This window comes from Sorangium sp. So ce1335 (assembly GCF_051521615.1).
Classification (GTDB): Bacteria; Myxococcota_A; Polyangia; order Polyangiales; family Polyangiaceae; genus Sorangium.
The window spans coordinates 1,382,779-1,404,129 of the sequence record NZ_CP150363.1 but is presented as its reverse complement, the minus strand read 5'-3'; the positions used below and the strand labels follow the sequence as shown (position 1 = coordinate 1,404,129).

General features: G+C 71.8%; 18 protein-coding genes and 1 riboswitch. Of the genes, 10 read left to right on the top strand and 8 right to left on the bottom strand.

Annotation, left to right across the window (positions count from 1 at the left end; genetic code table 11):
- Positions 1-227: 227 nt before the first annotated feature.
- Positions 228-436: riboswitch (cobalamin riboswitch) on the bottom strand.
- A 135-nt stretch (positions 437-571) separates the two neighbouring features.
- Positions 572-2,458, top strand: a complete 1,887-nt coding sequence (gene typA, locus WMF24_RS05040) for a translational GTPase TypA (RefSeq protein WP_437735201.1) — start codon at positions 572-574, stop codon at positions 2,456-2,458.
- A 64-nt stretch (positions 2,459-2,522) separates the two neighbouring features.
- Positions 2,523-3,080 (top strand): hypothetical protein, encoded by a 558-nt coding sequence (locus WMF24_RS05035; RefSeq protein ID WP_437735200.1) that lies wholly within the window; start codon positions 2,523-2,525, stop codon positions 3,078-3,080.
- Between the two features lie 12 nt (positions 3,081-3,092).
- On the opposite strand, the gene WMF24_RS05030 is transcribed toward WMF24_RS05035, so the two are convergent.
- The gene (locus WMF24_RS05030) at positions 3,093-4,007 is read right to left on the bottom strand and encodes a LysR family transcriptional regulator (RefSeq protein WP_437735199.1); all 915 of its coding nucleotides are present in this window, start codon (positions 4,005-4,007) and stop codon (positions 3,093-3,095) included.
- A gap of 175 nt (positions 4,008-4,182) precedes the next feature.
- On the opposite strand from WMF24_RS05030, the gene WMF24_RS05025 reads away from it, so the two are divergent.
- Positions 4,183-4,992, top strand: coding sequence for a haloacid dehalogenase type II (locus WMF24_RS05025; RefSeq protein ID WP_437735198.1), 810 nt, complete (start codon positions 4,183-4,185; stop codon positions 4,990-4,992).
- A gap of 615 nt (positions 4,993-5,607) precedes the next feature.
- Here WMF24_RS05025 and WMF24_RS05020 read toward each other — a convergent pair.
- Positions 5,608-6,462 carry a serine/threonine-protein kinase gene (locus tag WMF24_RS05020; protein ID WP_437735197.1) on the bottom strand — a complete coding sequence of 285 codons (855 nt, stop codon included), beginning with the start codon at positions 6,460-6,462 and terminating at the stop codon, positions 5,608-5,610.
- Positions 6,463-6,807: 345 nt separating this feature from the next.
- A complete protein-coding gene (locus tag WMF24_RS05015; protein WP_437735196.1) occupies positions 6,808-7,419 on the bottom strand; it encodes a hypothetical protein in 612 nt (203 codons plus the stop codon).
- A 239-nt stretch (positions 7,420-7,658) separates the two neighbouring features.
- On the opposite strand from WMF24_RS05015, the gene WMF24_RS05010 reads away from it, so the two are divergent.
- Genes WMF24_RS05010 through WMF24_RS05000 form a run of 3 tightly spaced genes read left to right on the top strand, consistent with a single transcriptional unit; the run spans position 7,659 to position 9,392 of the window.
- Complete coding sequence (locus WMF24_RS05010; RefSeq protein WP_437735195.1) at positions 7,659-8,156, top strand: HD domain-containing protein; 498 nt, start codon at positions 7,659-7,661, stop codon at positions 8,154-8,156.
- Positions 8,128-8,559 carry a sigma factor-like helix-turn-helix DNA-binding protein gene (locus WMF24_RS05005; RefSeq protein WP_437735194.1) on the top strand — a complete coding sequence of 144 codons (432 nt, stop codon included), beginning with the start codon at positions 8,128-8,130 and terminating at the stop codon, positions 8,557-8,559. The genes WMF24_RS05010 and WMF24_RS05005 overlap by 29 nt, the downstream gene beginning before the upstream one ends.
- A complete protein-coding gene (locus WMF24_RS05000) occupies positions 8,556-9,392 on the top strand; it encodes a nucleotide-binding enzyme (RefSeq protein WP_437735193.1) in 837 nt (278 codons plus the stop codon). Before WMF24_RS05005 ends, WMF24_RS05000 begins: the two co-directional genes overlap by 4 nt.
- A 178-nt stretch (positions 9,393-9,570) precedes the next feature.
- Here the strand turns inward: WMF24_RS05000 and WMF24_RS04995 are convergent, their stop codons facing one another.
- Complete coding sequence (locus WMF24_RS04995) at positions 9,571-10,437, bottom strand: hypothetical protein (RefSeq protein WP_437735192.1); 867 nt, start codon at positions 10,435-10,437, stop codon at positions 9,571-9,573.
- A gap of 744 nt (positions 10,438-11,181) precedes the next feature.
- On the opposite strand from WMF24_RS04995, the gene WMF24_RS04990 reads away from it, so the two are divergent.
- The 4 genes from WMF24_RS04990 (at position 11,182) to WMF24_RS04975 (ending at position 15,643) form a co-directional block, all read left to right on the top strand.
- A complete protein-coding gene (locus tag WMF24_RS04990) occupies positions 11,182-12,024 on the top strand; it encodes a helix-turn-helix transcriptional regulator (RefSeq protein ID WP_437735191.1) in 843 nt (280 codons plus the stop codon).
- A 258-nt stretch (positions 12,025-12,282) separates the two neighbouring features.
- Positions 12,283-13,485 carry a methylated-DNA--[protein]-cysteine S-methyltransferase gene (locus tag WMF24_RS04985; RefSeq protein WP_437735190.1) on the top strand — a complete coding sequence of 401 codons (1,203 nt, stop codon included), beginning with the start codon at positions 12,283-12,285 and terminating at the stop codon, positions 13,483-13,485.
- Positions 13,486-13,569: 84 nt separating this feature from the next.
- Entirely contained in the window at positions 13,570-14,580 is a 1,011-nt protein-coding gene (locus WMF24_RS04980) for a hypothetical protein (protein WP_437735189.1), read from the top strand.
- Positions 14,581-14,920: 340 nt separating this feature from the next.
- Positions 14,921-15,643, top strand: coding sequence for a glutathione peroxidase (locus tag WMF24_RS04975; RefSeq protein WP_437735188.1), 723 nt, complete (start codon positions 14,921-14,923; stop codon positions 15,641-15,643).
- A 75-nt stretch (positions 15,644-15,718) separates the two neighbouring features.
- Here the strand turns inward: WMF24_RS04975 and WMF24_RS04970 are convergent, their stop codons facing one another.
- The 4 genes from WMF24_RS04970 to WMF24_RS04955 form a co-directional block, all read right to left on the bottom strand.
- The gene (locus WMF24_RS04970; protein WP_437735187.1) at positions 15,719-17,512 is read right to left on the bottom strand and encodes an AMP-dependent synthetase/ligase; all 1,794 of its coding nucleotides are present in this window, start codon (positions 17,510-17,512) and stop codon (positions 15,719-15,721) included.
- 898 nt (positions 17,513-18,410) lie between these two features.
- Positions 18,411-19,331 (bottom strand): transposase, encoded by a 921-nt coding sequence (locus WMF24_RS04965; RefSeq protein WP_437735186.1) that lies wholly within the window; start codon positions 19,329-19,331, stop codon positions 18,411-18,413.
- A 594-nt stretch (positions 19,332-19,925) separates the two neighbouring features.
- Positions 19,926-20,306, bottom strand: a complete 381-nt coding sequence (locus WMF24_RS04960) for an NFACT RNA binding domain-containing protein (protein ID WP_437735185.1) — start codon at positions 20,304-20,306, stop codon at positions 19,926-19,928.
- 7 nt (positions 20,307-20,313) lie between these two features.
- Positions 20,314-21,288 (bottom strand): lysophospholipase, encoded by a 975-nt coding sequence (locus tag WMF24_RS04955; RefSeq protein ID WP_437735184.1) that lies wholly within the window; start codon positions 21,286-21,288, stop codon positions 20,314-20,316.
- Positions 21,289-21,351: the final 63 nt, after the last annotated feature.

Genomic DNA, 21,351 nt, shown 5'->3' with positions numbered 1-21,351 from the left:
CTCCTTCGCTTGCATCGCGCAGGGCGGCGTCGGGCCGCTCGCGCAGGGCACCGCGAGGAGAGAGGCGCATCCGTCGCGCGCTGCGCCGGACCGACCTCTCGCCCCCGCGGGCGATCGGGAGGCCGCGCGGGGGGCGGGTCGGACTCCGGGACGCGCGCGAACGGCTGCGGCGGCTCGGACCTACCGCCTCCCTCGAGGCTCCCAGGTCAAGCCGACGCCGGATGTCTCCCCACCGCCGGGCGCTGGCAGGTCTTCGGGCTCGCGAGCGTCTCGGCCGGGGCCGACTCCCTACTGTCCACCGCTTCCCAGCCCTCGTCGGGCCAGTGCTCGTCGTGGAGGTCGTTCTCGCTTACCGCTGCGGGGCAGCCCCGGATTTTCACCGGGTTCCCTATTCAGCCCGGGCAAGGACCCGGGCACCAGCACGCCGCGCAACCTAGGTCGGCGCCGCTCCGGCTGTCAATGCTCCCGCTCACTCCGCCCGCTCACCGCGCAACCTGGCGCCTGGCGTGATTCGCCTTCGCGCCGCGCGCCGCGTTCACCACGCCGGCCGGACGTTCGGGCTCTGGCGAGGATGGGCTCGCTCCTCCGTGGGTCGCGTGCTACACGGCCGCCGCCGTATATGCCCCGTAATGATCTCCGCAACATCGCCATCGTCGCCCACGTCGACCACGGGAAGACGACGCTCGTCGATCACATGCTCCGCCAGTCGGGCGCCTTCCGAGAGAACGAGGTCGTGGCCGAGCGGGTCATGGACTCGAACGACCTCGAGCGGGAGCGCGGCATCACCATCCTCGCGAAGAACACCAGCATCCGGTACCGCGGGGTCAAGATCAACATCGTCGACACGCCCGGCCACTCCGACTTCGGCGGCGAGGTCGAGCGCACGCTGATGATGGCCGACGGGGCGCTGCTCCTCGTCGACGCCGCCGAGGGCCCGCTGCCGCAGACGCGCTTCGTGCTCTCGAAGTGCCTCCAGCGCGGCTTCCCGGTCATCGTGGTCATCAACAAGATCGACCGCAGCGACGCGCGCGCCCACGAGGTGCTCTCCGAGGTGTTCGACCTCTTCTGCGACCTCGAGGCGAGCGATCCGCAGCAGGACTTCGCGACGCTCTACGCCGTCGCGAAGCTCGGCCAGGCGAAGCGCGAGCTCGAGCACGAGGCCACCGACTTAGAGCCGCTCTTCGAGACCATCCTCGAGCGCGTCCCCGGCCCGTCGGGCGACCCCGACGGGCCCCTCCAGGTCATCGTCTGCAACACGACGCACGACGACTACGTGGGCCGGCTCGCCGTCGGCCGCGTGGTCCGAGGCACGGCCCGGTCCGGCACCGACGTCGCGCTCCTCGCCGAGGGCGGGCAGTCGCGCGGCTACGTGAAGATGCTCTACGCCTACGAGGGGCTGAAGCGGGTCCCGGTCGAGAGCGCCAGCGTGGGCGAGGTGATCGCGATCGCGGGGCTCGATTCGGTCACGATCGGCGACACCATCGCCGACCTGGGGCAGCCCGAGGCGCTGCCGCGGATCGTCGTCGAGGAGCCGACGATCAAGATGAAGATCGGCGTGAACACGTCGACGTTCGCGGGCAAGAGCAAGCAGTCGAAGTACCTCACGAGCCGCCACCTGAAGGAGCGGCTCGAGCGCGAGGCGATGAAGAACCTCGCCATCCGGGTGGAGCCGACCGAAGTGCCGGACACGTTCGTCGTGCTCGGCCGCGGCGAGCTCCAGCTCGCGATCCTCGTCGAGACGATGCGGCGCGAGGGGTACGAGATGCAGCTATCGAACCCCGAGGTGGTGACGCGCGAGATCAACGGCGAGGTGATGGAGCCGATCGAGCTCGTCGTCATCGACGTGCCGGACACCTACGTGGGCATCGTGACCGAGCGGCTCAGCACCCGCCGCGGCCGCATGGTGAAGATGACGAACCCCGGCTTCGGGCGCGCGCGCCTCGAGTTCCGGGTGCCCTCGCGCGGGCTCATCGGCTTCCGCGGCGAGTTCCTGACGGCGACGCGCGGCACGGGCCTGCTCAACACGATGTTCGACGGCTGGGCGCCCTGGGGCGGCCCGATGATGCGCCGCCCGACCGGGGCCATCGTCGCCGACCGCGCCGGCGTGGCGACCCCGTACGCGCTGCACCACCTCCAGCCCCGCGGCATGTTCTTCATCGTCCCCGGCGTCGAGGTCTACGAGGGGATGATCATCGGCGAGCACAACCGGCCGAACGACACCGACGTCAACGTGATCAAGGAGAAGAAGCTGTCGAACGTGCGCAACCACGGCAAGGACGAGAACGTCCTCCTGGCCAGCCCGCGGCTGCTCACGATCGAGACGGCGATGGAGTGGATCGACGGCGACGAGCTCGTCGAGGTCACGCCCGACGCGGTGCGCGTCCGCAAGAAGGTGCTCGCGTGCAACCGCCGCGAGCGCCGCGAGGACGCGATCGAGCAGGCGCAGGCCGTCGAGTGATCGGCCGGCCGCGCGCCGCGGCCGGCTCCCCTGCCCCACCCGCTCCGGTGTAGTATCGCCGGGCATGAGAACGACGCTGCTTGCGGCGGGCCTCGCATCGATCGTCGCGCTCGCGCTCGCGCTCGCGGGGGCGGGCGCGTGTGGCGGGAACGTCGTCGTCGACGGGCCCTCCGGGGGCGACGAGGGGTCCGGGGGCGCCGGCGCGACGGCGGGCGCGGGCCCACAGCAGCCGACGACGGGCGCGGGGCCGACGACCGCGGGCGCGGGCCCGCAGTCGTCGAGCGCCGGCGGCGTGGATCCGGTCGAGGCGCAGATGGCCTCGTGCGGCGCCTTCTGCGCGCTGTTCGACCGCGCGTGCCCGGCGAACGGCTGCCGCGACGCCTGCGCGGCCCTGCTCACCGTGCCGCGCCCCTGCAACGCGCTGACGGCGCCGTACTTCGACTGCTTGAGCGTCGGCATCCAGATCTCGTCGATGTCGTCCTGCGCGCAGATCGCGCGGTGGATCGATCCGCTGTTCGAGTGCCTGAGCTCCAGCGAGTCCGCGTGCGACACGCCGTTCAAGGAGGTCTGCACGGAGCCCTTCCAGGACCACCGGGCGTGTCAGATCAGCGGCGTCCCGTAGCCCGGGCGCTCGTCACCTGACGGGCCCCGGGGGCGGCTCGGGCCGCAGGGCGCGCCGCAGCGGGGCGAGCGCGTCGACGACGAACGCGATGAGCGCCTTCACGCGCGGCACGGCGCGCGCATCCCGGTGCACCCCGAGCCACAGCGCGCGCTCGGGCGGCGGCGAGGGCGGCGAGAGGAGGCGCAGGCCCGGCGTCGCGTCGCCCAGGTAGCGCGGCAGACAGACGAGCCCGACGCCGGCGGCGCCCATCGTCGCCTGGGCCTCGCGGCCGTTGGTGCGGGCGGCGACGCGGGCCTTTCCGGCGACGGCGCGGAGCCACGGCAGGTCGGCGACGGCCGGCGGATCGTCGCTCATCGTGACGAGCGCGTGGCCCTCGCACTGCGCCTCGAAGTCCGGCGTGCCGCGCTCGGCGAGGTAGGTCTCCGACGCGTAGAGGCCGAACCCGATCCGCGCGATCTCGCGCTGGAACACCTCGTTGTGCTCGAACGCCGCGGGGCGGAGGGCGATGTCCGCCTCCCGCCGCGGGAGGCTCAGCCAGCGCGCGTCCGCGATGAGGTCGACGGAGATGGCGGGGTGGCGCGCGACGAACGGGACGAGCAGCGGCCCGAGGACGCGGACGGCGAGCCACTCGGACGCGGTGACGCGCAGGTGGCCTCTCAGGCCCGCGTCGCGTCCGGAGGCGGCGAGCTCGGCGGCGAGGGCGTCCTGCTCCATGCGCACGGCGTGCCCGAGCATGCTCTCGCCCGCGGCCGAGAGCGCGAATCCGGACGGCGAGCGCAGAAAGAGCTTTGCCCCGAGGCGCCGCTCGAACGCGTCGATGCGGCGCCCCACGGTCGGCTGCGTGACCTTCAGCGCGCGCGCGGCGGCGGAGAGGTTGCCGTGCCGCGCGACGGCGAGGAAATAGCGCAGGTCGTCCCAGTCGAGCATGGCTCCGGCGCGCGGGGCGCCGCTGCCGGAGAGCGCGCCGCGTCATGCGAGGATGCATGGCGAGTATACGGCGATGGCGGATCCCGCGACAACGGCGGGGCATGCATGCTCGGCGCGCTCCCCCGCTCTCGCGTCCTTCGAGGGCGTCACACCGGATCACCCGATCGAGGTCACCATGCTTTCGCGTCGCCGTGAGTTTCTCGACCTTCTCTCCGGGATCACCGCAACCGGCTTCCTGAGCTCCGCCCCGCTCGCCATGACCGCCTCGTGCGCCGCCGAGCGCGGGTCGGCGCGGCCGCCGCCGGCGCGCTCGAAGATCAGGGCCGTCGCCTTTGACGCCTTTCCTGTCCTCGACCCCCGGCCGGTCGCCGCGCTGGCCGAGCAGCTCTCCCCGGGCATGGGCGCCCTGCTCAGCGAGGCCTGGCGCACCCGCCAGTTCGAGTACACGTGGCTCCGGATCGCCTCGGGGGAGTACGCGGATTTCTGGCAGGTGACCGGGGATGCGCTGGTGTTCGCCGAGAGGCTATTGAAGATCAACCTCGGCGAGGAGAAGCGGGCTCGGCTCCTCGGGGCCTACCTCGATCTCCGGGCGTGGCCGGACGCCGCGCCGGCGCTGAGGTCGCTCAAGGAAGCGGGCGTCCGGCTCGCGTTCCTGTCCAACTTCACGCCGCGGATGCTCGACACCGCGATCGAGACGGCCGGCCTGGGAGGCCTGTTCGAGCACGTGCTCAGCACCGACCGGGCGAGGACGTACAAGCCGGATCCCCGCGCATACCGGCTGGCGCTCGACGCGTTCCGTCTGGAGCGCGAGGAGATCCTGTTCGTGCCGTTCGCCGGCTGGGACGCCGCGGGCGCCCGGTGGTTCGGCTACCCGACGTTCTGGGTCAACCGCCTTGGCCTGCCGGCCGAGGAGCTCGGCGTGACCGCCGACGCCACGGGGACGAGCCTGGCCGATGTGGTCGAGCTCGTGACGGCGGGGGAATGAGCGGCGGGCCGGGCCAGGACAAGAAGACATCGAGGGACGCGGCGATCCGGACGACCTGCGGTGAACTGCCAAGGATGCCAGGAGACAAAAGGAGAGGAAGAAACACCGCCACGGCGAAAGGAGATAAGAAGAGAGAGGCCCCGTCGAGTCATCCCGGTGCGCCGGCAAAAGAGCCCTCGGGCCGAATGGGACGGTCGGCCCGAGGGGGGTGCGTCTTCATGGCGGACCGCCCGGCGAATTACCTGCGATAGCCCGTCCACTACGAGTCGTTCCCGCCAGACATCTATACCCATGCTGGTGGTGAGATGGCCAGAGCGAACTGCACGAGATCTGCTCTTTTGATGCGAGCTCGGTCATTGTGCATGTCGATCCGAGTTTCTCAGGAGTCAGATCCGGAGAGCCGGCGCGAGACATTCTGCGTGACACCGGAAGGCAATGTCCCTGGCTGCAAGGAGCCTGGCGAGGGTAAGGCCCACGCCGCCGTCGAGGTCGAGGAGCGCGGCGAGCACGAGCGGCCCGACGTCAGGCACGAAGAGCTTCGAGATCGGAGCGCTGGCGCCGAAGGGCGCGGCCGCGGCGAGCCCGCAGGCGCCGCCCCGCCCCTGAGCGGCCCTGTCAGGAGGCGCCTTGGCTCGCGACGACCGGGGTGCGCTCCTCGTCGATGGCCCGCAGCATGGCGGCGGCGGCGTGCCCGTCCCGCGGCCGCTCGCCCGGGTACTTCGAGAGCATGCGCGAGAGCAGCGCGTCGAGCGCGGGCGGCGCGCCGGGCACCCTGTCGCGGAGGCGCGGGGGCGCCTCGAACAGGACCTTCGTCAGCGTGGCCGCCGTGGTGGCGGCCGCGAACGGGGGCCCGCCCGTCAGGCACGCGAAGAGCACGCAGCCGAGCGCGAACACGTCGGCGCGCGCGTCCAGCTCCTTCGCGCCCAGCGCCTGCTCGGGCGCCATGTACCCGGACGTCCCGAGCCGCGTCCTCGCGGCCGTGCGCCGCGTCGATGCCTCGACGTGGACGACGCCGAGATCGAGGATCTTGATGCGATCGACGCGCCCCCCGACGAGGAAGACGTTGCTCGGCTTGAGGCCGCGGTGGACGATGCCGCGCTCGTGCAGCGCGCCGAGCGCCTCGGCGACGGACAGGGCGAGCGCCACGCTGTCCTCCGCGCGCATCCGGCCTCCAGCGAGCCTCGACGCGAGGTCCTCACCGTCGAGCCACTCCATGACCAGGTAGGGCTCGCCCGAAGGGAGGACCCCCTCGGCCACATGGCGCGCGATGCGCGGGTGGTCCAGCCGATCGAGGATCAGCGCCTCGCGGCCGAACCGCGCGAGGCTCGCGTCCCAGTGCTCGTGCAGGACCTTGATCGCGACGGGCTGCCCCGTGCTCCGGTCCAGGCCGCGATAGACCTCGCCCATGCCTCCGCGCCCGGCGAGCCGCTCGATCACGAAGCGATCCGCGATGGTGGATCCGAGATGCATGCCGAGCCCCCCGTGGCGATGCGAAATCAAGACAGCACCGGCAAGCAGACAGCGGCGACGGGCCCCTGTCAAGGGAAGGGCCGGCCGCCGACCGCCGTTCGGAGCGAACGGCGCGAACGCCGAATCAGCCATTTTTGCAATCCTTTCGCGCTGCTTCCGCGGTCATTCCTCGTGTCGTTACCGCAATCGACCGCGCTCGATCCCGCGTTCGTTCCACGACGGTTCCCGCTGGCAGGGACGATGATGCTGTCGAGGATTACCGTGGTCCAGTGGCGCGACCTTTCGTGCGCTGGACCGCGGCGGACGACAACAATCCAGCGATGCGCGCGGCACCGAGGCGGCGCGCTAGCAGCCGGGGACGGCGACGTCGACGTCGAGCAGCACGTCCGCGGCCACGGTCGTCGCCTCGTCGGGGCGGCCGCTCACGCCGGCCTCGCTCGTGATCGTCATGCTCGGCGCCACGACGTAGGGTTTGAGATCCACGCCCTCGATCACCTCCATCGACAGCTCGCGCGCGCCGCGCGGCACCTCGTCGAGCTTCGCGATGAGCACCCGCGGCTGCCCCTCCGCCTCGACGAAGAACGACGCGGAGCTCAGGAAGTCGAAGCTCCCGCCCTCGGGGCTCTCGACGCGCAGCGTGAACGCGACGAGGTGCACCGAATCGACGTCGTCCTTTGTGACACCCTGGTTCTCGAACTCCGCCGAGAGATCGATGTTCTGAAAAGCGTCGAAGTCGAGCACGCCGAGGAGGTCGTCGATGATCGTCCCCGCCGGGACGACCGCCGTGCCGCCGACCTCCACGTCGATGTTGTCGAGGGAGTCGCACATCGGCAGCGCGCACAGGCCGAGGATGGACGCCGCGCGCGCGAGCGCCTCGCCGAGGGGACGCCGCCCGTCGCGCCGTGAGGACCGCCGGCTGGATGCAACAGGAGAGGGCGAAGGAGGCGAGCTGTTCATGGGGCGAGCGTAACGTATCTCCAACCCCTCACGCGCCCGCGACGCAGGCGCTCGAGCGGCCACGGCGCAGGCGCCCGCGATCCAGGCGCCAGGCGCCCGCGATCCAGGCGCACGGGCGATCCCTGCGCTAGTCTTCCGCTTTCCCGGGTGACGCGGCCTGCCGGTGGGTGTGGCCGCGCCCCAGGGTGAGGGGCACCGCGCGCCCGCAGCCCGCGGGCGGCCCAACCGCCCTCTCCGTGATGCACAAGGAACTCCTCGATCTCCTCCTCGCGCTCGATCGCGTGCCGCAGGATCCGCGCTGGCACCCCGAGGGCGACGCGCTCTTCCACTCGCTCCAGGTCTTCGACCTGGCCCGCCGCGAGACAGCGGACCGCGGGCTCTGGGCCGCGGCGCTGCTCCACGACGTCGGCAAGGCGTTCGCCTCGGCCGACCACGCCGAGGAGGGGGCCGACGCGCTCGCGGAGCTCGTCTGTCCGCGGGTGGTCTGGCTCGTGCGGCACCACCTCCACCTGCTGAGGGCGCCCGCCGCGACGAAGCGCCGCCTCCGGCGCACGCGGGCCCTCACCGACCTCGCGCGGCTCCGGCGCTGGGACCTCGGCGGCCGCTCGCCCGGGGCGACCGTGCTGCGCCCGGAGGCCGCCGTGGAGGTCCTGCTCGACGGCGCGGACTGGACCCTGCTCTCGGTAGGCGGCGAGCCCGCCCCCTTCCATGATCTGCGAAAGGAGCCGCTCGCGTAGCCGCGCGACCCGCCGGGAGGTCCTCTGCGACGACGTCGACCGCTGGGGCGACGAGCGCCGGCTCTGGGGCGGCGAGGGCGAGCCGCCGGGCCGGGCGCGGCTCTGCGAGGCGGTGCGGGCCGCGGTCGAGACCGCGCTGACCGCGAAGCAGCGCGAGGTCGTCGAGGCCTACTTCTTCGACGGGCTCTCGCAGGGCGAGATCGCGCGCCGCCTCGGGGTGGCGCAGCAGGTGGTGCAGAAGCGCCTGTTCGGGGCGCCGCGCGGCGGCCGCCTTGTCGGGGGCGCGATGCTGCGGCTGCGGCAGGCCCTGGAGCCGGCGCTCGCCGCCGCGGCGGCGACTGCGCGCGGCGCGGCGGCGGCGCAGGCGCACGCGGTGACGCGCGCGGCGCGGGTGGCGCGATGAGCGCCGAGCGCTTCGGCGGGCTGCGCGCCCGCATCGCCGTGGAGGCCGCGCGCCTCATGGTCGAGGAGGGCGTGGACCAGTACTTCACCGCCAAGCGGATGGCCGCGAAGCGGATCCTCGGCCAGGTGGAGGGGCGTCGGGCGCGCTGCCGGCCCGCGGATCTGCCGTCCAACGGGGAGATCCGCGAGGCGCTGCTCCTCCTCGTCGAGCGCGCCGAGGGGAGCGGGCGGACGCGCCGGCTGTTCGCGCTGCGCATCGTGGCGCTGGAGGCGATGCGCGCGCTCGCGCCGTTCTCGCCGCGGCTCATCGGCTCGGTCTCCACCGGCCACATCCGCCGCGGCAGCGACGTCGATCTGCACGTGTTCCCGGCCGACGAGGAGGCGCTGGAGCGGCACGTCCGCGCGCTCGGCTGGATCTTCGACCGGGAGCGCGTGACGATCCAGAAGGGCGGCGAGATCCGCGAGTACGTCCACTACCATGTGGCCGACGTGGCGCCCCTCGAGCTCACGGTGTACGCCCCGCGCGAGCTGCGGGCGCGGCCCCGCAGCAGCACCGACGGGAAGCCCATCGTGCGGCTCGGCATCGCCGCGCTCGCGGCGCTCTGCGCACGCGACCACCCCGCGGCCTGGGAGCGCTACCTCGAGACCGGCGAGGTGGACGGGATGGACGCGCTGCTCGAGGCGGACGAGGAGGCGCCGCTCCCCGGGCCGTTCGACGGGCTGCTCGACGACGGCGCCGAGGGCGGGGACGAGCCGGCCTGCGCCGAGCCCGGCGAGGAGGACGACCCCGACCAGGACTACGATCCGCTGCCAGGGTTCGAGGGCGTCGCCTGAGGCGGCCGGCCAGCGTGCCCGCTGCAGGCGTGCACGCAGGCCTGCCCGCTGCAGGCGTGCACGCACGCTGGCCTGCCAGCTGCAGGCGTGCACGCTGCCGGCGAGCGCGCCGCGGGCGGGTGCGCCGCCGGGAGCCCGCGGACGGGGGCGGGGCGGGCGAGCGCCGCGAGCCGGTGGGTCAATACGTGAGCGAGGGCGTGGCGCAGCCCAGGCCGAAGGCGGCGACGGGTCCGCCCGCGACGACGGCCTGAAAGCGGTTCGCGATCTGGTCGGCGCCGCAGAAGGTGTCCGGAAACTCGCTGCCGCCGTCGCCGCCGACGCCGTCCGGCCACGTGACGGGTCCGAGCTCGACGCGGAGATCGCCGGGAGGTCCCGTCACGACGAGCGGCGCGCAAGCGATGAAGAGGAGATCCAGGTAGCTGCCGGACCAGCCGCTGAAGCCCACCACCACCTCGTTCTCCGGGCACATGATGTCCCACGACTCGGAGCCATAGGTGCCCTGGAGCGGCGTCACGTCGCCAGGCGCGGTGGTGATGGTGTACGAGCCGTCTCCGGTGAGCTCCAGGTGGCCGCACTGCGCCTGGATCTTGCCATGGATGAACGACTCCCCGAGCGTCCCCAGGGCGCCTCGAACCCCGACGATCACCTGACTCCCCGGGCACCGCTCCATGGCCGGCGTGGCCGTGCCGACGTTGCCGCGCAGCTCGGTGTAGCCCTGGTCCGCGACGTCGACGCCCGTCGGCGTCGGGCACGGCTCCCCGTCGCACGCGCCGCCGCCACCGCCGGCCTCACCGCCCGTGCCGCCGCCCGCCTCGCCGCCCGTGCCGCCGCCCGCCTCGCCGCCCGTGCCGCCGCCCGCCTCGCCCCCTGCGCCGCCGGTCTTACCGCCATCGCCGCCCGCCCCGCCGTCGCCGTCGCCGGGCAGGGCGCCGTCGCCGCCGCCCGCGCCGTCGAAGGTCAGGCTGTCGAGACCCGAGATCGCATTGCACGCAGCGAGGGCGAGGCCGGTGATCAGCGCGGAGAGTCCGAGGAGATGACGCGTCACGGCAGACGACTACTCGATCCGCGGCCGGCACGGTAGGTGGTCGCCCGCACGCCGCAGAATCGTCGCTTTCAGCGGACGTCATGCCAGAGGCGGTCGCCGCGGCGGCCGTCCATGGCGCGGCCGCCGCGGCGCCATCACGGCCGGGCGTCGTGGGTCGCCGCGGGCGCGTGTACTGCTGCGCGCGCCGGCTTCGGGCGGCTCGACCCCACGCGCAGGCCGCCGAGGAGGTCCTCACCGAGACCACGGGCCTCGACGCCTCGAGCCTCGAGCGCAGCAGCGGCGCGCGCTCGCGGATCGCGCGCGCCCGCAATCCGGGCTGCGCGATGGCCCAGGCGTCGCCGATCTCGTCGATCGCTTCGAGCTCAGCAGTGGAGTCGACCGTCGATTGCATTGCGCGACCATAGCGACACCGTCGCTCTCAGCAACACCGCGACTCCGCCACCCGACCCACTTTTTCTCCCCGCAATTCCCCACGACAGCGAATTCCGTACCGCGCCTCGGGAGACCCTCACAATAGATTCGGGGCCATCATCATTCGCGTCACGCCCACCCACCATTCGCCCTGCCCCGTGGCGCAGATCGGATCGAGCCTCCCCCGGGACTCCGGACCCCTCTTCTCTCTCGCCCGCTGTGCCCTCTGTGTCTCTGTGGTTTTTCTCTTCTCATGAGCCCAGCGACGAGCCCGGGCGCCCCTCGCCTCGCCGCCCTCGTTGCCCTGCCTCGCCGCGCCCGGTAGAGTCGAGCATGGTGGTCACGACGGTCGTGCGGCGCGACGCCATGTCGGTGCTCGATTACCGGTGCAGCTCCGGACCCGGGGACGCGCCGTTCGTCGAGCTCCACGGCGGATTCTCCGTTTCGTACGTGCGCGCGGGCAGCTTCGGTTACCGCGTCCGGGGGGAGGCGTTCGAGCTCGTGGCCGGGTCGCTCCTGGTCGGCCATCCCGGCGACGAGTACATGTGCACGCACGACCACGTCGCCGGCGACGAGTGCCTGTCGTTCCAGCTCGCGCCGGCGCTCGTCGACGCGATCGGCGGCCGGAGCGACGCCTTCCGGCTCGGCGGCGTGCCGCCGCTGCCCGAGCTCATGGTGCTCGGCGAGCTCGCGCAGGCGGCCGCCGAGGGCCGGAGCGGCGTCGGCGTCGACGAGGCGGGGATGCTGTTCGTGGCCCGCTTCGTCGATGTCGTCTCCGGCAAGCCGCGTCGCCCGCCGGAGGCCGGGGCGCGCGACCGCCGCCGGGCGGTCGAGGCGGCGCTCTGGGTGGACGCGCACGCGGACGAGCCGATCGATCTCGAGCGGGTCGCGCGGGAGGCCGGGCTCAGCGCGTTCCACTTCCTGCGCCTCTTCGCCCGCGTGCTCGGCGTCACCCCGCACCAGTACCTCGTCCGAGCCCGGCTGCGCCGCGCGGCGCGCCTCCTCGCCGACGGCTCCCGGTCGATCACGGACATCGCCCTCGACGTCGGGTTCGGCGACCTCTCCAACTTCGTGCGCACGTTCCACCGCGCGGCCGGCGTGTCGCCCCGCGGCTTCCGCCAGGCGGCGCGCGGCGAGCGCAAGCTCTTCCAGGACCGGATAGACCGCGCCCTCTAGACCAGGGCGGCGCCCGGACGAGACCCGGACGAGACCCGGACGAGGCGCCCGGACGAGACGCCTCGACCCCCGCGCGCGGACCCACGTTAGAGAAGAAGAACCGCAAGGACGCCAGGAGACGAACTGGCAGATACCATTCCCTGATCTCTGGCGAATTTCTCACCTCGTCGCTGCGCGCGACGCGCTCGGGCGCCGCTGCCGGACCGCAAGAATCTCCAAGAACGGCCAGCGCGGCGGGCGCTACGCTCGCGCCGGATCATGACAGCCCACGGATTCACGCTGTTCGACACATCGATCGGCCGGTGCGGCATCGCCTGGGGTGGGCGCGGCGTCGCCTTCGTGCAGCTCCCGGAGGCGCGCGACAGCGAGACGCGCGCGCGCGTGCTCCAGCGCTTCCCTGGCGCGCGCGAGGCGCCGCCGCCGCCCGACGTTCAGCGCGCGCTCGACGGCATCGTCGCGCTGCTGCGCGGCGAGGCGAGCGACCTCTCCGCCGTCGCGCTCGACATGGAGCGCGTGCCGCCGTTCCACCGCCGCGTCTACGAGGTGGCGCGCACCATCCCGCCGGGCGCCACGCTGACCTACGGCGACATCGCCGGACGGCTCGGCGCGCGCGGCTCGGCGCGCGCCGTCGGGCAGGCCCTCGGGCGCAACCCGTTCCCGATCGTCGTGCCGTGCCACCGGGTGCTCGCGGCCGGCGGCAGGGTCGGCGGCTTCTCCGGCAACGGCGGTGTCACGACAAAGCTCCGCCTCCTCGCGATCGAGGGCGCCCACGCGACCGGGGCGCGCAAGACGGACGACAGCGGCGGCGACAGCGGAGATGGCGGCGCGCTCGGCTTCGATCCGGACGCCGCTGTCGCGCACGTGCGCGCGTCGGACGCGGCGCTCGCGCGGCTCATCGACGCCGTGGGCCCCTTCCGCATGCGGCTCGACCGGACGTCGAGCCTCTTCGTCGCGCTCGCGGAGGCGATCGTCTACCAGCAGCTCACCGGCAAGGCGGCGGCGACCATCTTCGCGCGCGTGCGCGCGCTCTTCCCGCGCGCGCACGAGGGCCCCACGCCCGAGCAGATCCTGCGCGCCCCGGACGAGAAGCTCCGCGCCGCCGGCCTCTCGCGCGCGAAGCTCCTCGCGCTGCGCGATCTCGCGCGGCGGGCCGCGGACGGCGAGCTCCCCACGCTCGCCGAGGCCCGCCGCATGGAGGACGAGGAGCTCATCGAGCGCCTCACCCAGGTGCGCGGCGTCGGCCGGTGGACCGTGGAGATGCTCCTCATGTTCCGGCTCGGCCGCCCGGACGTGCTGCCCGTCGACGACTACGGCATCCGCAAGGGCTTCGCGATCGCGCTCGGTCAGGGCGACCTCCCCGCGCGCAAGGACCTCGAGGCGCACGGCGCGCGCTGGAGCCCCTACCGGACGGTGGCGAGCTGGTACCTGTGGCGCGCGGCGGAGACGGCGCGGAGCGGCTGACCCCTTGCTTCCGCGCCGGCGCGGGCGCTGACTCACTAGCGTGGGGAGCGAGCGGCCTCTCGCCCCTCGTCCGGAGGTGCAGCCATGGGAATGCCGAGGACGACGCCGTTTCTCCCTCTCCTGTTCGTCGCCAGCGCCGCCTGCGCCCCCGCCGCGCAGCGCGGCGCCCCCAGGGCGCAGGCGGACGCGCCGCGCGCCCCGGCGGAGGCCGCGGACGCGCCCCCGATGCAGGTCTTCGCGTTCGGCTGGAAGGTCCCGTGTCGGGTGCCCGTCGAGCAGATCACGGACAAGCGGGGTCGCAAGGCGCGCCTGCGCTACACGCTGTCGGTGCTGCCCGCCGTGGACGGCAACCTCGACGTGCGGTTCGAGGACATGAGGTTCCTCGAGATCGACGGGCAGGACGTCGCGTCGCCGGAGGCCGGGGCGCAGCCGGGCGCGTCGCTCGGGCTGATGGCCACCGCGCCGGTCCTCGTGGTCTCGCGCGAGGGCGCGTACGTGGGCGTCCGGGAGCTCGGCGACTCGGTCGAGCGGCTCCTCGGCTCACCGCTGTTCCTCGAGGGCCCGCAGCAGGTCGCGAGCGTCGCGAAGCTCCTGCCCGCGCCGCAGATGAAGGCGATGCTCCTCACGAAGGCCGGCGATCACTGGACGACCTGGGTGGGCGCGTGGGCGGGCCTCGAGCTCGCGCCGGGCGAGTCGCGCGAGGGGGTCGAGGAGGTCGCGGTCGGCGAGCGCCAGGTCCCGATGCGCGTGCGCTACGACCACCACGGCCCGGTGGCGGGGCCGAGCGGGCTTGTCCGGGTGTCGTTCACCTCTACCCTGGACGACGAGACGGGCTGGGGAGCGATGCGGCACGCGGTCGTCGACATGCAGCGGGACGCCGGGCACGAGCTGTCGACCGAGGTGGAGAAGGCGCTCGATCAGATCAGCCTCCGCCGCGTGATCCGCCTTGAGGCGGAGACGGATCCGGCGACGCTGCGCTCGATCCGCGCGCGCTACGAGATGGTCATGGAGTTCTCCGCGAAGGGCAGGAAGGAGCGGCGGCGCGACGTGCGGGAGGACCGCTTCGACTGGGACCGCGCCGAGGGCTGCCGGTGAGCGGCGGCGGCGCGCCGCGCAGCGCGTAGGCGCCGGCGCGCCGACGCGACGGCGCAGAGGACGAGGGCGCGCGCCCGCGGCCGGGGAGCGGCCGTGCGCCGCGGCGGCCCGTCGGGGGTTCTCTGACGACGAGCGGGTGCAAGACTGTCACAGCGGGCTGTGCCGCATCGACGGCGCGGGCGCGCGCGGCTCTCGGGATCACGCGCAACGGCTGGCCGGCGTGGAAGGGCGGGGTTAAGTTCTCGCCGGCGCGGCGAGCCCGCACGGGCGCCGCACGACGTTGAACAAGGGTTGCGGTCCCCGATCGCAACGAGAAGAGCACTGGAGGAGCACGACAGTCATGTTGAAGAACCTCGAAGGGCAGCGCGTTCCGGATGTCACGTTTCGTACGCGTGTCGACGGCCAATGGAAGGACGTGACCACCAAGGACGTGTTCGCTGGCAAGAAGGTGGTGGTGTTCGCGCTGCCGGGCGCCTTCACGCCGACCTGCTCGAGCAGCCATGTGCCGCGCTACAACGAGCTCGCGAGCGAGTTCAAGCGCCGCGGGGTGGACACGATCGCATGCGTGTCCGTGAACGACGCGTTCGTGATGGATGAGTGGTGCAAGGCCCAGCACGCCGACAACGTCCTGTTCCTCCCGGACGGGAACGGGGAGTTCACCGAGAAGATGGGCATGCTCGTCGACAAGGCGAACCTCGGCTTCGGCAAGCGCTCGTGGCGCTACTCGATGTTCGTCGATGACGGCGTGATCAAGAAGATGTTCATCGAGCCCGAGGTCGAGGGGGATCCCTTCGATGTTTCGGACGCGGACACGATGCTCAAGCACCTGGATCCGTCGTCGAAGGCGCCGCACGACGTGCTGATGTTCACGAAGCCCGGGTGCAGCTACTGTGTGAAGGCGAAGCGGCTCCTGGACCAGCGGGGCGTGGCCTACGAAGAGGTGCCCGCCTCGCCGCGCCGGCTGCGGGCCGTGAGCGGCAAGTCGTCGACGCCGCAGGTCTTCATCGACGGGCAGTACATCGGAGGCGCCGACGACCTCGAGGCGTACCTCGCGAAGGGCTGAGCTGGGGTGAGGCGGGGGCCGGGTTGCCCGGCCCCCGTGGAGGGGGGCTCGTCGCGCGGGGATCCCCCGCTCCGTTCACTCGGCAGCGTACATCTGGTCGATCAGACCGCGGAAGCGGTGCTCGATGACGTTGCGCTTCATCTTGAGCGTCGGGGTCATCTCGCCGTCCTGGACCGAGAACTCGCGGCCGAGGACCGTGAACTTCTTGATCTGCTCGAAGCTGGCGAGATCCGCGTTCAGGGCGTCGATGTGCGACTTGACCTGATTGACCACCTCGGGGCTCGTGATCGCGTCACCGTTCAGGACCCCGCGGTCCTTCAGCTCGGCCAGCTTCCCCTCGGTCAGGGTGATCAGCGCGGAGAGGTACTTGCGGCCGTCACCCACCATGCACACCTGGCTGATGATCTCGGCCGCCTTGAGCTTCTCCTCGATCGGGAGCGGCGCGATCATCTTGCCGCCGGAGGTCTTGAGGATCTCCTTCTTGCGGCCGCGAACCTTGAGCTGCCCGCGCTCGTTCCACTCGCCGAGATCGCCGGTGTGCAGCCAGCCGCCCTCGAGCGCGGCCTGGGTCGCCGCCTCGTCCTTGTAATAGCCCACGAACACGTGGCGGCCGCGCGTCAGGATCTCGCCGTCCTCGGCCAGCCTGAACTCGAGGCCCGGCACGGGCTTGCCCACGGTGCCCGCGCTCTCGACGCCCGGTTCGGTCATGCAGATGACGCCCGTCGACTCGGTCTGGCCGAAGTCCTCGAGGATCTCGAGGCCGAGCGCGCGGAACCACGTCGCGATGTGCGGCGCGAGCGCGGCCGCGCCCGAGGCGAGCATCTCGGCCTTGCCCAGGCCGAGCGCGGCGCGCACCTTGCTCAGCACGAGCTTGTCGGCGAGCTTGAGCTGCACGAGATCGAGCGGGCTCGGCGCGCGCTTCGCGTACTTCGCCTCGGCCACGCGGGCGCCGACGGAGAGCGCCCACTCGGCGAGCTTCTTCTTCGCGCCCTTGCCGCCGCGCACCTTCGCCATCACGCCTTCCATCATCTTCTCCCAGAGGCGCGGCACGCAGAGCAGCAACGTGGGCTGCACCTCCGGGAGCTCGACCGAGACGTTCTCGAACTTCGAGCAGAAATTGACCGTGTAGCGCTGCGAGATGCCGACCCCCACGCACTGGAGCTTCTCGGCGATGTGGCAGAGCGGGAGGAACGAGAACATCGAGCCGCGCGCGAACGGCAGGCCCCAGTATTTCACGGCGACGTCCGACGTGAAAGCCAGGTTGTCGTGCGAGAGCATCGCCCCCTTGGGGTTGCCGGTCGTGCCCGATGTGTAGATCAGGAACGCGCCGGCCTTCGGGTCGATCTTCGCCAGGTAGTCGGCGTACGTCTTCGCGCCCGGCTTCTGCGCGAGCGCGCGCCCCTCGGCCAGCGCCTGCTCGTACGAGATCGCCTTCGGAGAGATCGAGGTGTCACCGTCGAAGACGAGGATCCAGCGCACGGTATCGGGGATGGAGTATTCGCCGCCGGCGCCGGAGATCTTCTGAAAGTACTCCTTGTTTTGCGCCGAGAGCAGCGTTGCCTGGGTGTGGTTCAGGATGTACTGGATGTCCTTCGCGGTGGAGTTCGGATAGAGGCCTGCCGATTTGCCTCCGACGAGCAGCGCCGCCAGATCGACGTGGACCCACTGCGGGCAGTTGTACGAGAGAATGGCCCCGACCTGGCTCGCGTCGAAGCCCTTCGACTCGAGGAACAAAGCCAGGTGGTACACACGATCGCGGTACTCGCGCGCAGTCAGCGTCTTCCATTCGCCCTGGGATTTGTAGCGCTGGGCCGGCGCGTCAGGGGTCTCATTGGCCCACTGTTCCAGACGGTGGAGAACGGTGCTCATTGGCATTTCCTGCGGCCTGGGGCCTCGATGGTGATCGGGGAGCCAGGATGCGGGAGTCGCTGGGGCATTGTCAATCAGCCTCGAAGAGCCCAGGACGGGTCGCCCCGCCCGACGCGCCTGCGTCTCCGCCGGCGGCAGGTGCGGGCCGCTCGCAGGCGCCGACCCGACCTGACCCGGGTTCGCCGCCGACCCGACCTGACCCGGGTTCGCAGGCGCCGACCCGACCTGACCCGGGTTCGCAGGCGCCGACCCGACCTGACCCGGGTTCGCAGGCGCCGACCCGACCTGACCCGGGTTCGCAGGCGCACCCGACCCCCGCCCGACCTGACCCGGGTTGGCACCGACCCCGGACCTGACCCGGGTTGGCACCGACCCCGGACCTGACCCGGGTTGGCGTCGCCGACCCCACCTGACCCGTGATGCCGTGACCCCACCTGACCCGGGTTGAAGCCGGGCGACCTGACCCCGACGCCGGGCGACCTGCCACCGGTTGGCGACAACCTGATCCACATGTGAGCGACCTGACCCAGATTAACTCAGCACGATCTGCCCAAGGCGCAGCGCGACCTATGTGATCTATACCCCGGTCGACCCAAGGCGTCGCGCCCGAGTGCGCCACCTAACCGGGTTGCCCCACTTCCGTGATTCGCCCTGGTGCTGACCTCGGGTTGATCGTGGATTCGAATTCAACTTCTCATCTGCAATGCTCCCGTTCCGTCGAACATAGCGTCAGACACCACGACATTCGTTTCGCGCACGCTCGACGCGGCAGGACACCTGTACGTCCTATCGCGCAATGCGACATTGACGATGTGCCGCCGGTCGCGCCTTCACCACACGACGTAGCAGCCGTCGTAGGCCCCTCACCCATCTCCTAGCGGCACTCCCGCGCGCGTTCCTACACGGCGGGCACCACATCGCTCACGTTCACGCCGTGAAATGTGTACATCCACCACGTTCCCGCCGGGAACAACGCGCTGCGCACGCCAGCGCACCATTGCCCGAGCGCCACGCGGTACGCCGCGCGAAATGCTCGCACAGCAGCCACAGCGGTTCGCCACATATCCCTCTGCTCACGACCGACTGCGAATGTAGGATTGCGGTCGCGTAGCGCCTCGAAGCTTGTCGCACGTACGTAAGGGGAGACCTTGCCGGCTCGTTCGGCTCCCAGGAATCGGAGCCCTTGCCGCTGTACCTCCACATGCGCCTGCGCTTCCCGTCGCTCCAGCTCGGCAGCGACTTCACGACGAAAAGCTCCCGCGCCGTCCTGTTGAACGCTCGGCGGCAGCGTGAGTGAAATCGTCATCTCCTCGCTCCACTGCGGATTCTTTGGGTCGAAGAACGCCGAAGGGCGCGACGCGTGGAGCGTGCCAGTTCCGAGCTCACCCACATGCACCTTGACACCCGGCCATTGCTTCGCATGACGGACGAGGCCAGCGGCCACAGGATTCGCGAGGACATAGGCAATCTTCTCCACCACTGCCGCGTGCGTTAGAAGCCTAACCAGGCTCGTGGCTCGATGATCCCAGACTGGTCCCTCCCATTTGCGTACCACCTTCGTGCCAAGCGCAACGAGGCGATGAAAGAACTGCAAGAATCGCGGCAGGACCCCTTGCACATCGGTCACGATGAGGTGTAGGTGCGTCGACATCGCGCAAACGGCATGAACTTTCACGCCGTAGCGGCGGGCTGAGACGCCGAGGGCGTAAACCAGTAGTTGGTTGATGGCCGCATCAGGGCGAAAGAGGTGGTGCCGGCGCACGACGCGCCGCGTGATGAGGTAGGTGGCGCCTGGAGCGATCTCGCGAGGCTGGCTCATGGCCGCAGATCACTGACAACCTGCGTGCCGCGCGCTGACGTGAATCATTTCAAACACTTGCCGTGCTCCGTGGGTGGCGGAGGCCGATTTCCGCCGGTTTCCGCCACCCCGGGGACAGGTGCGATGCGCTATGTCAACCCAACCGACACGCTCCGGTATAGCTAGCGTCGCTCCGATCGTCGCAGCTCTCCTGGATCCGGTCGCTGTAGTGCTACCGCAACCTGCGCGCGCTCGCGCTGCCCTCCTGGGTCGCACTCGCGCTCGCTGCTGCTGCCGCTGCCGCCGCAACCTGGGTCGGGGTCACCTGCCTCGCCCGCCGCCCGCGCCGCATTAACCGGGTCAGGTTGGTCTCCAGCTCAACCGGGGTCAGGACGCCCCCTCCCCGGCGTGGGTCGGGCCGGGGTCGGGCCGCGCCCCCGGCCGCAGCTCGACCTGGGTCGGGTCGCCACCCGCAGCTCGACCCGCGTCGCGTCGCGACCGCTCAACCTGGGTCGGGCCGCGCCCCCGGCCGCAGCTCGACCTGGGTCGGTCGCGCCGGCTCAGCTCAACCTGGGTCGGGTCGCGCCGGCTCAACCTGGGTCGGGTCGCGCCGGCTCAACCTGGGTCGGGTCGCGCCGGCTGCACGCGCACGCTCTTCCACCGCGCGAGCTGCACCAGCCCAGCGGGCGCCCCGCGCGGCTTGCTCACATCCGCCACGCGGCACACGTGGACCTCCACCCTCGCGGCGCCCCGCGCCTTCGAGTACCACGCCGCGGCCTCCGCCGCGCGCTCGACCACCTCGCGCGGCACCTCCACGCGCTCCGGATTGCGCACGATCACGTGGCTGCCCGGCGTCCCCCCGGCCACGTGCAACCAGAGGTCGTGCGGCTCGGCGACCTCGAACGTGAGCGCGTCGTTGTCCTCGTCCCCGCGCCCGACCAGCACCTCGAACCCCTCCACCGCGAGCGTGCGGTACGGCCGCCCCTTGCTCCCCATCCCGCCCTCAGCCGGTCGCCGCGCCGGCGCTCGGCTGCGCCGGCCTCGCCGCCTCGCCCCTCACCTCCGCCGCGAGCCACGCGAGCAGGTCCCGCGTGACCTCCTCGCGGTTGATCTCGTTCAGCATCTCGTGCCGCCCGCCGGGGTAGAACCTGTGCGTCACGTTGCGGAGGCCGGCGGCGCGGTACGCCTCCAGCATCTGCGCCACGCCCCTGAGCGGCCCGCCGACCGGGTCGCGCGTCCCGGAGAACACGTACAGCGGCAGATCCTTCGGGATCCTCGCCTGCCGCTCGGGCCGCGCGATCTCCACCATCGCGTCGAGCACGTCCACCCAGAGCGACGTCGTCGCCGGGAAGCCGCAGAGCGGATCCGCGATATACCTGTCGACCTCCTCGCGATCGCGAGACAGCCAGTCGCAGTCCGTGCGCGTCGGCGCGAACGCCTTGTTGAAGCTGTCGAAGCTCATCGCCTGGAGGATCGCGCTCTTGCCCCGCTCGCCGAGCCGCCGCTGCTCCGCCCGCGCCACGAGCCGCCCCGCGTTCACGAGCGCGCTCGGCTTGCCCGACGACCCCGAGAGCACCGCGCCCTGGATCGAGCCGCCGCGCTCGATCAGGTACTCCTGCACGAGGTACGAGCCCATGCTGTGCCCGAAGAGCACGACCGGCAGCCCCGGGTGATCTCCCTTCTCGCGGTCGATGAGCTGCGCGATGTCGTCGACCACCCGCTGGAAGCCGCCCCGGCTCGCGAAGAACCCGAGCTCGTCGCTCCCGCGCGCCGTCCTGCCGTGGCCCCGGTGGTCGTTCGCGTAGACGGCCCACCCGGCGGCGCAGAGCGCCTGCGCGACGCGCGCGTAGCGGCCCGCGTGCTCGGACATGCCGTGAGCGACGTGGAAGACGCCGCGCGCCCCGCCGTCCGGGAGCCAGCGGTACACGAAGAGCTCTCGACCGTCGTCCGCCTGAAACGTGAAGGTGTCCGCGCGCATCGGGAGCGGACCCTACCATCGCTCCGCGCACCACTGACCACGATTCTCGATGCTTCCGCGCCG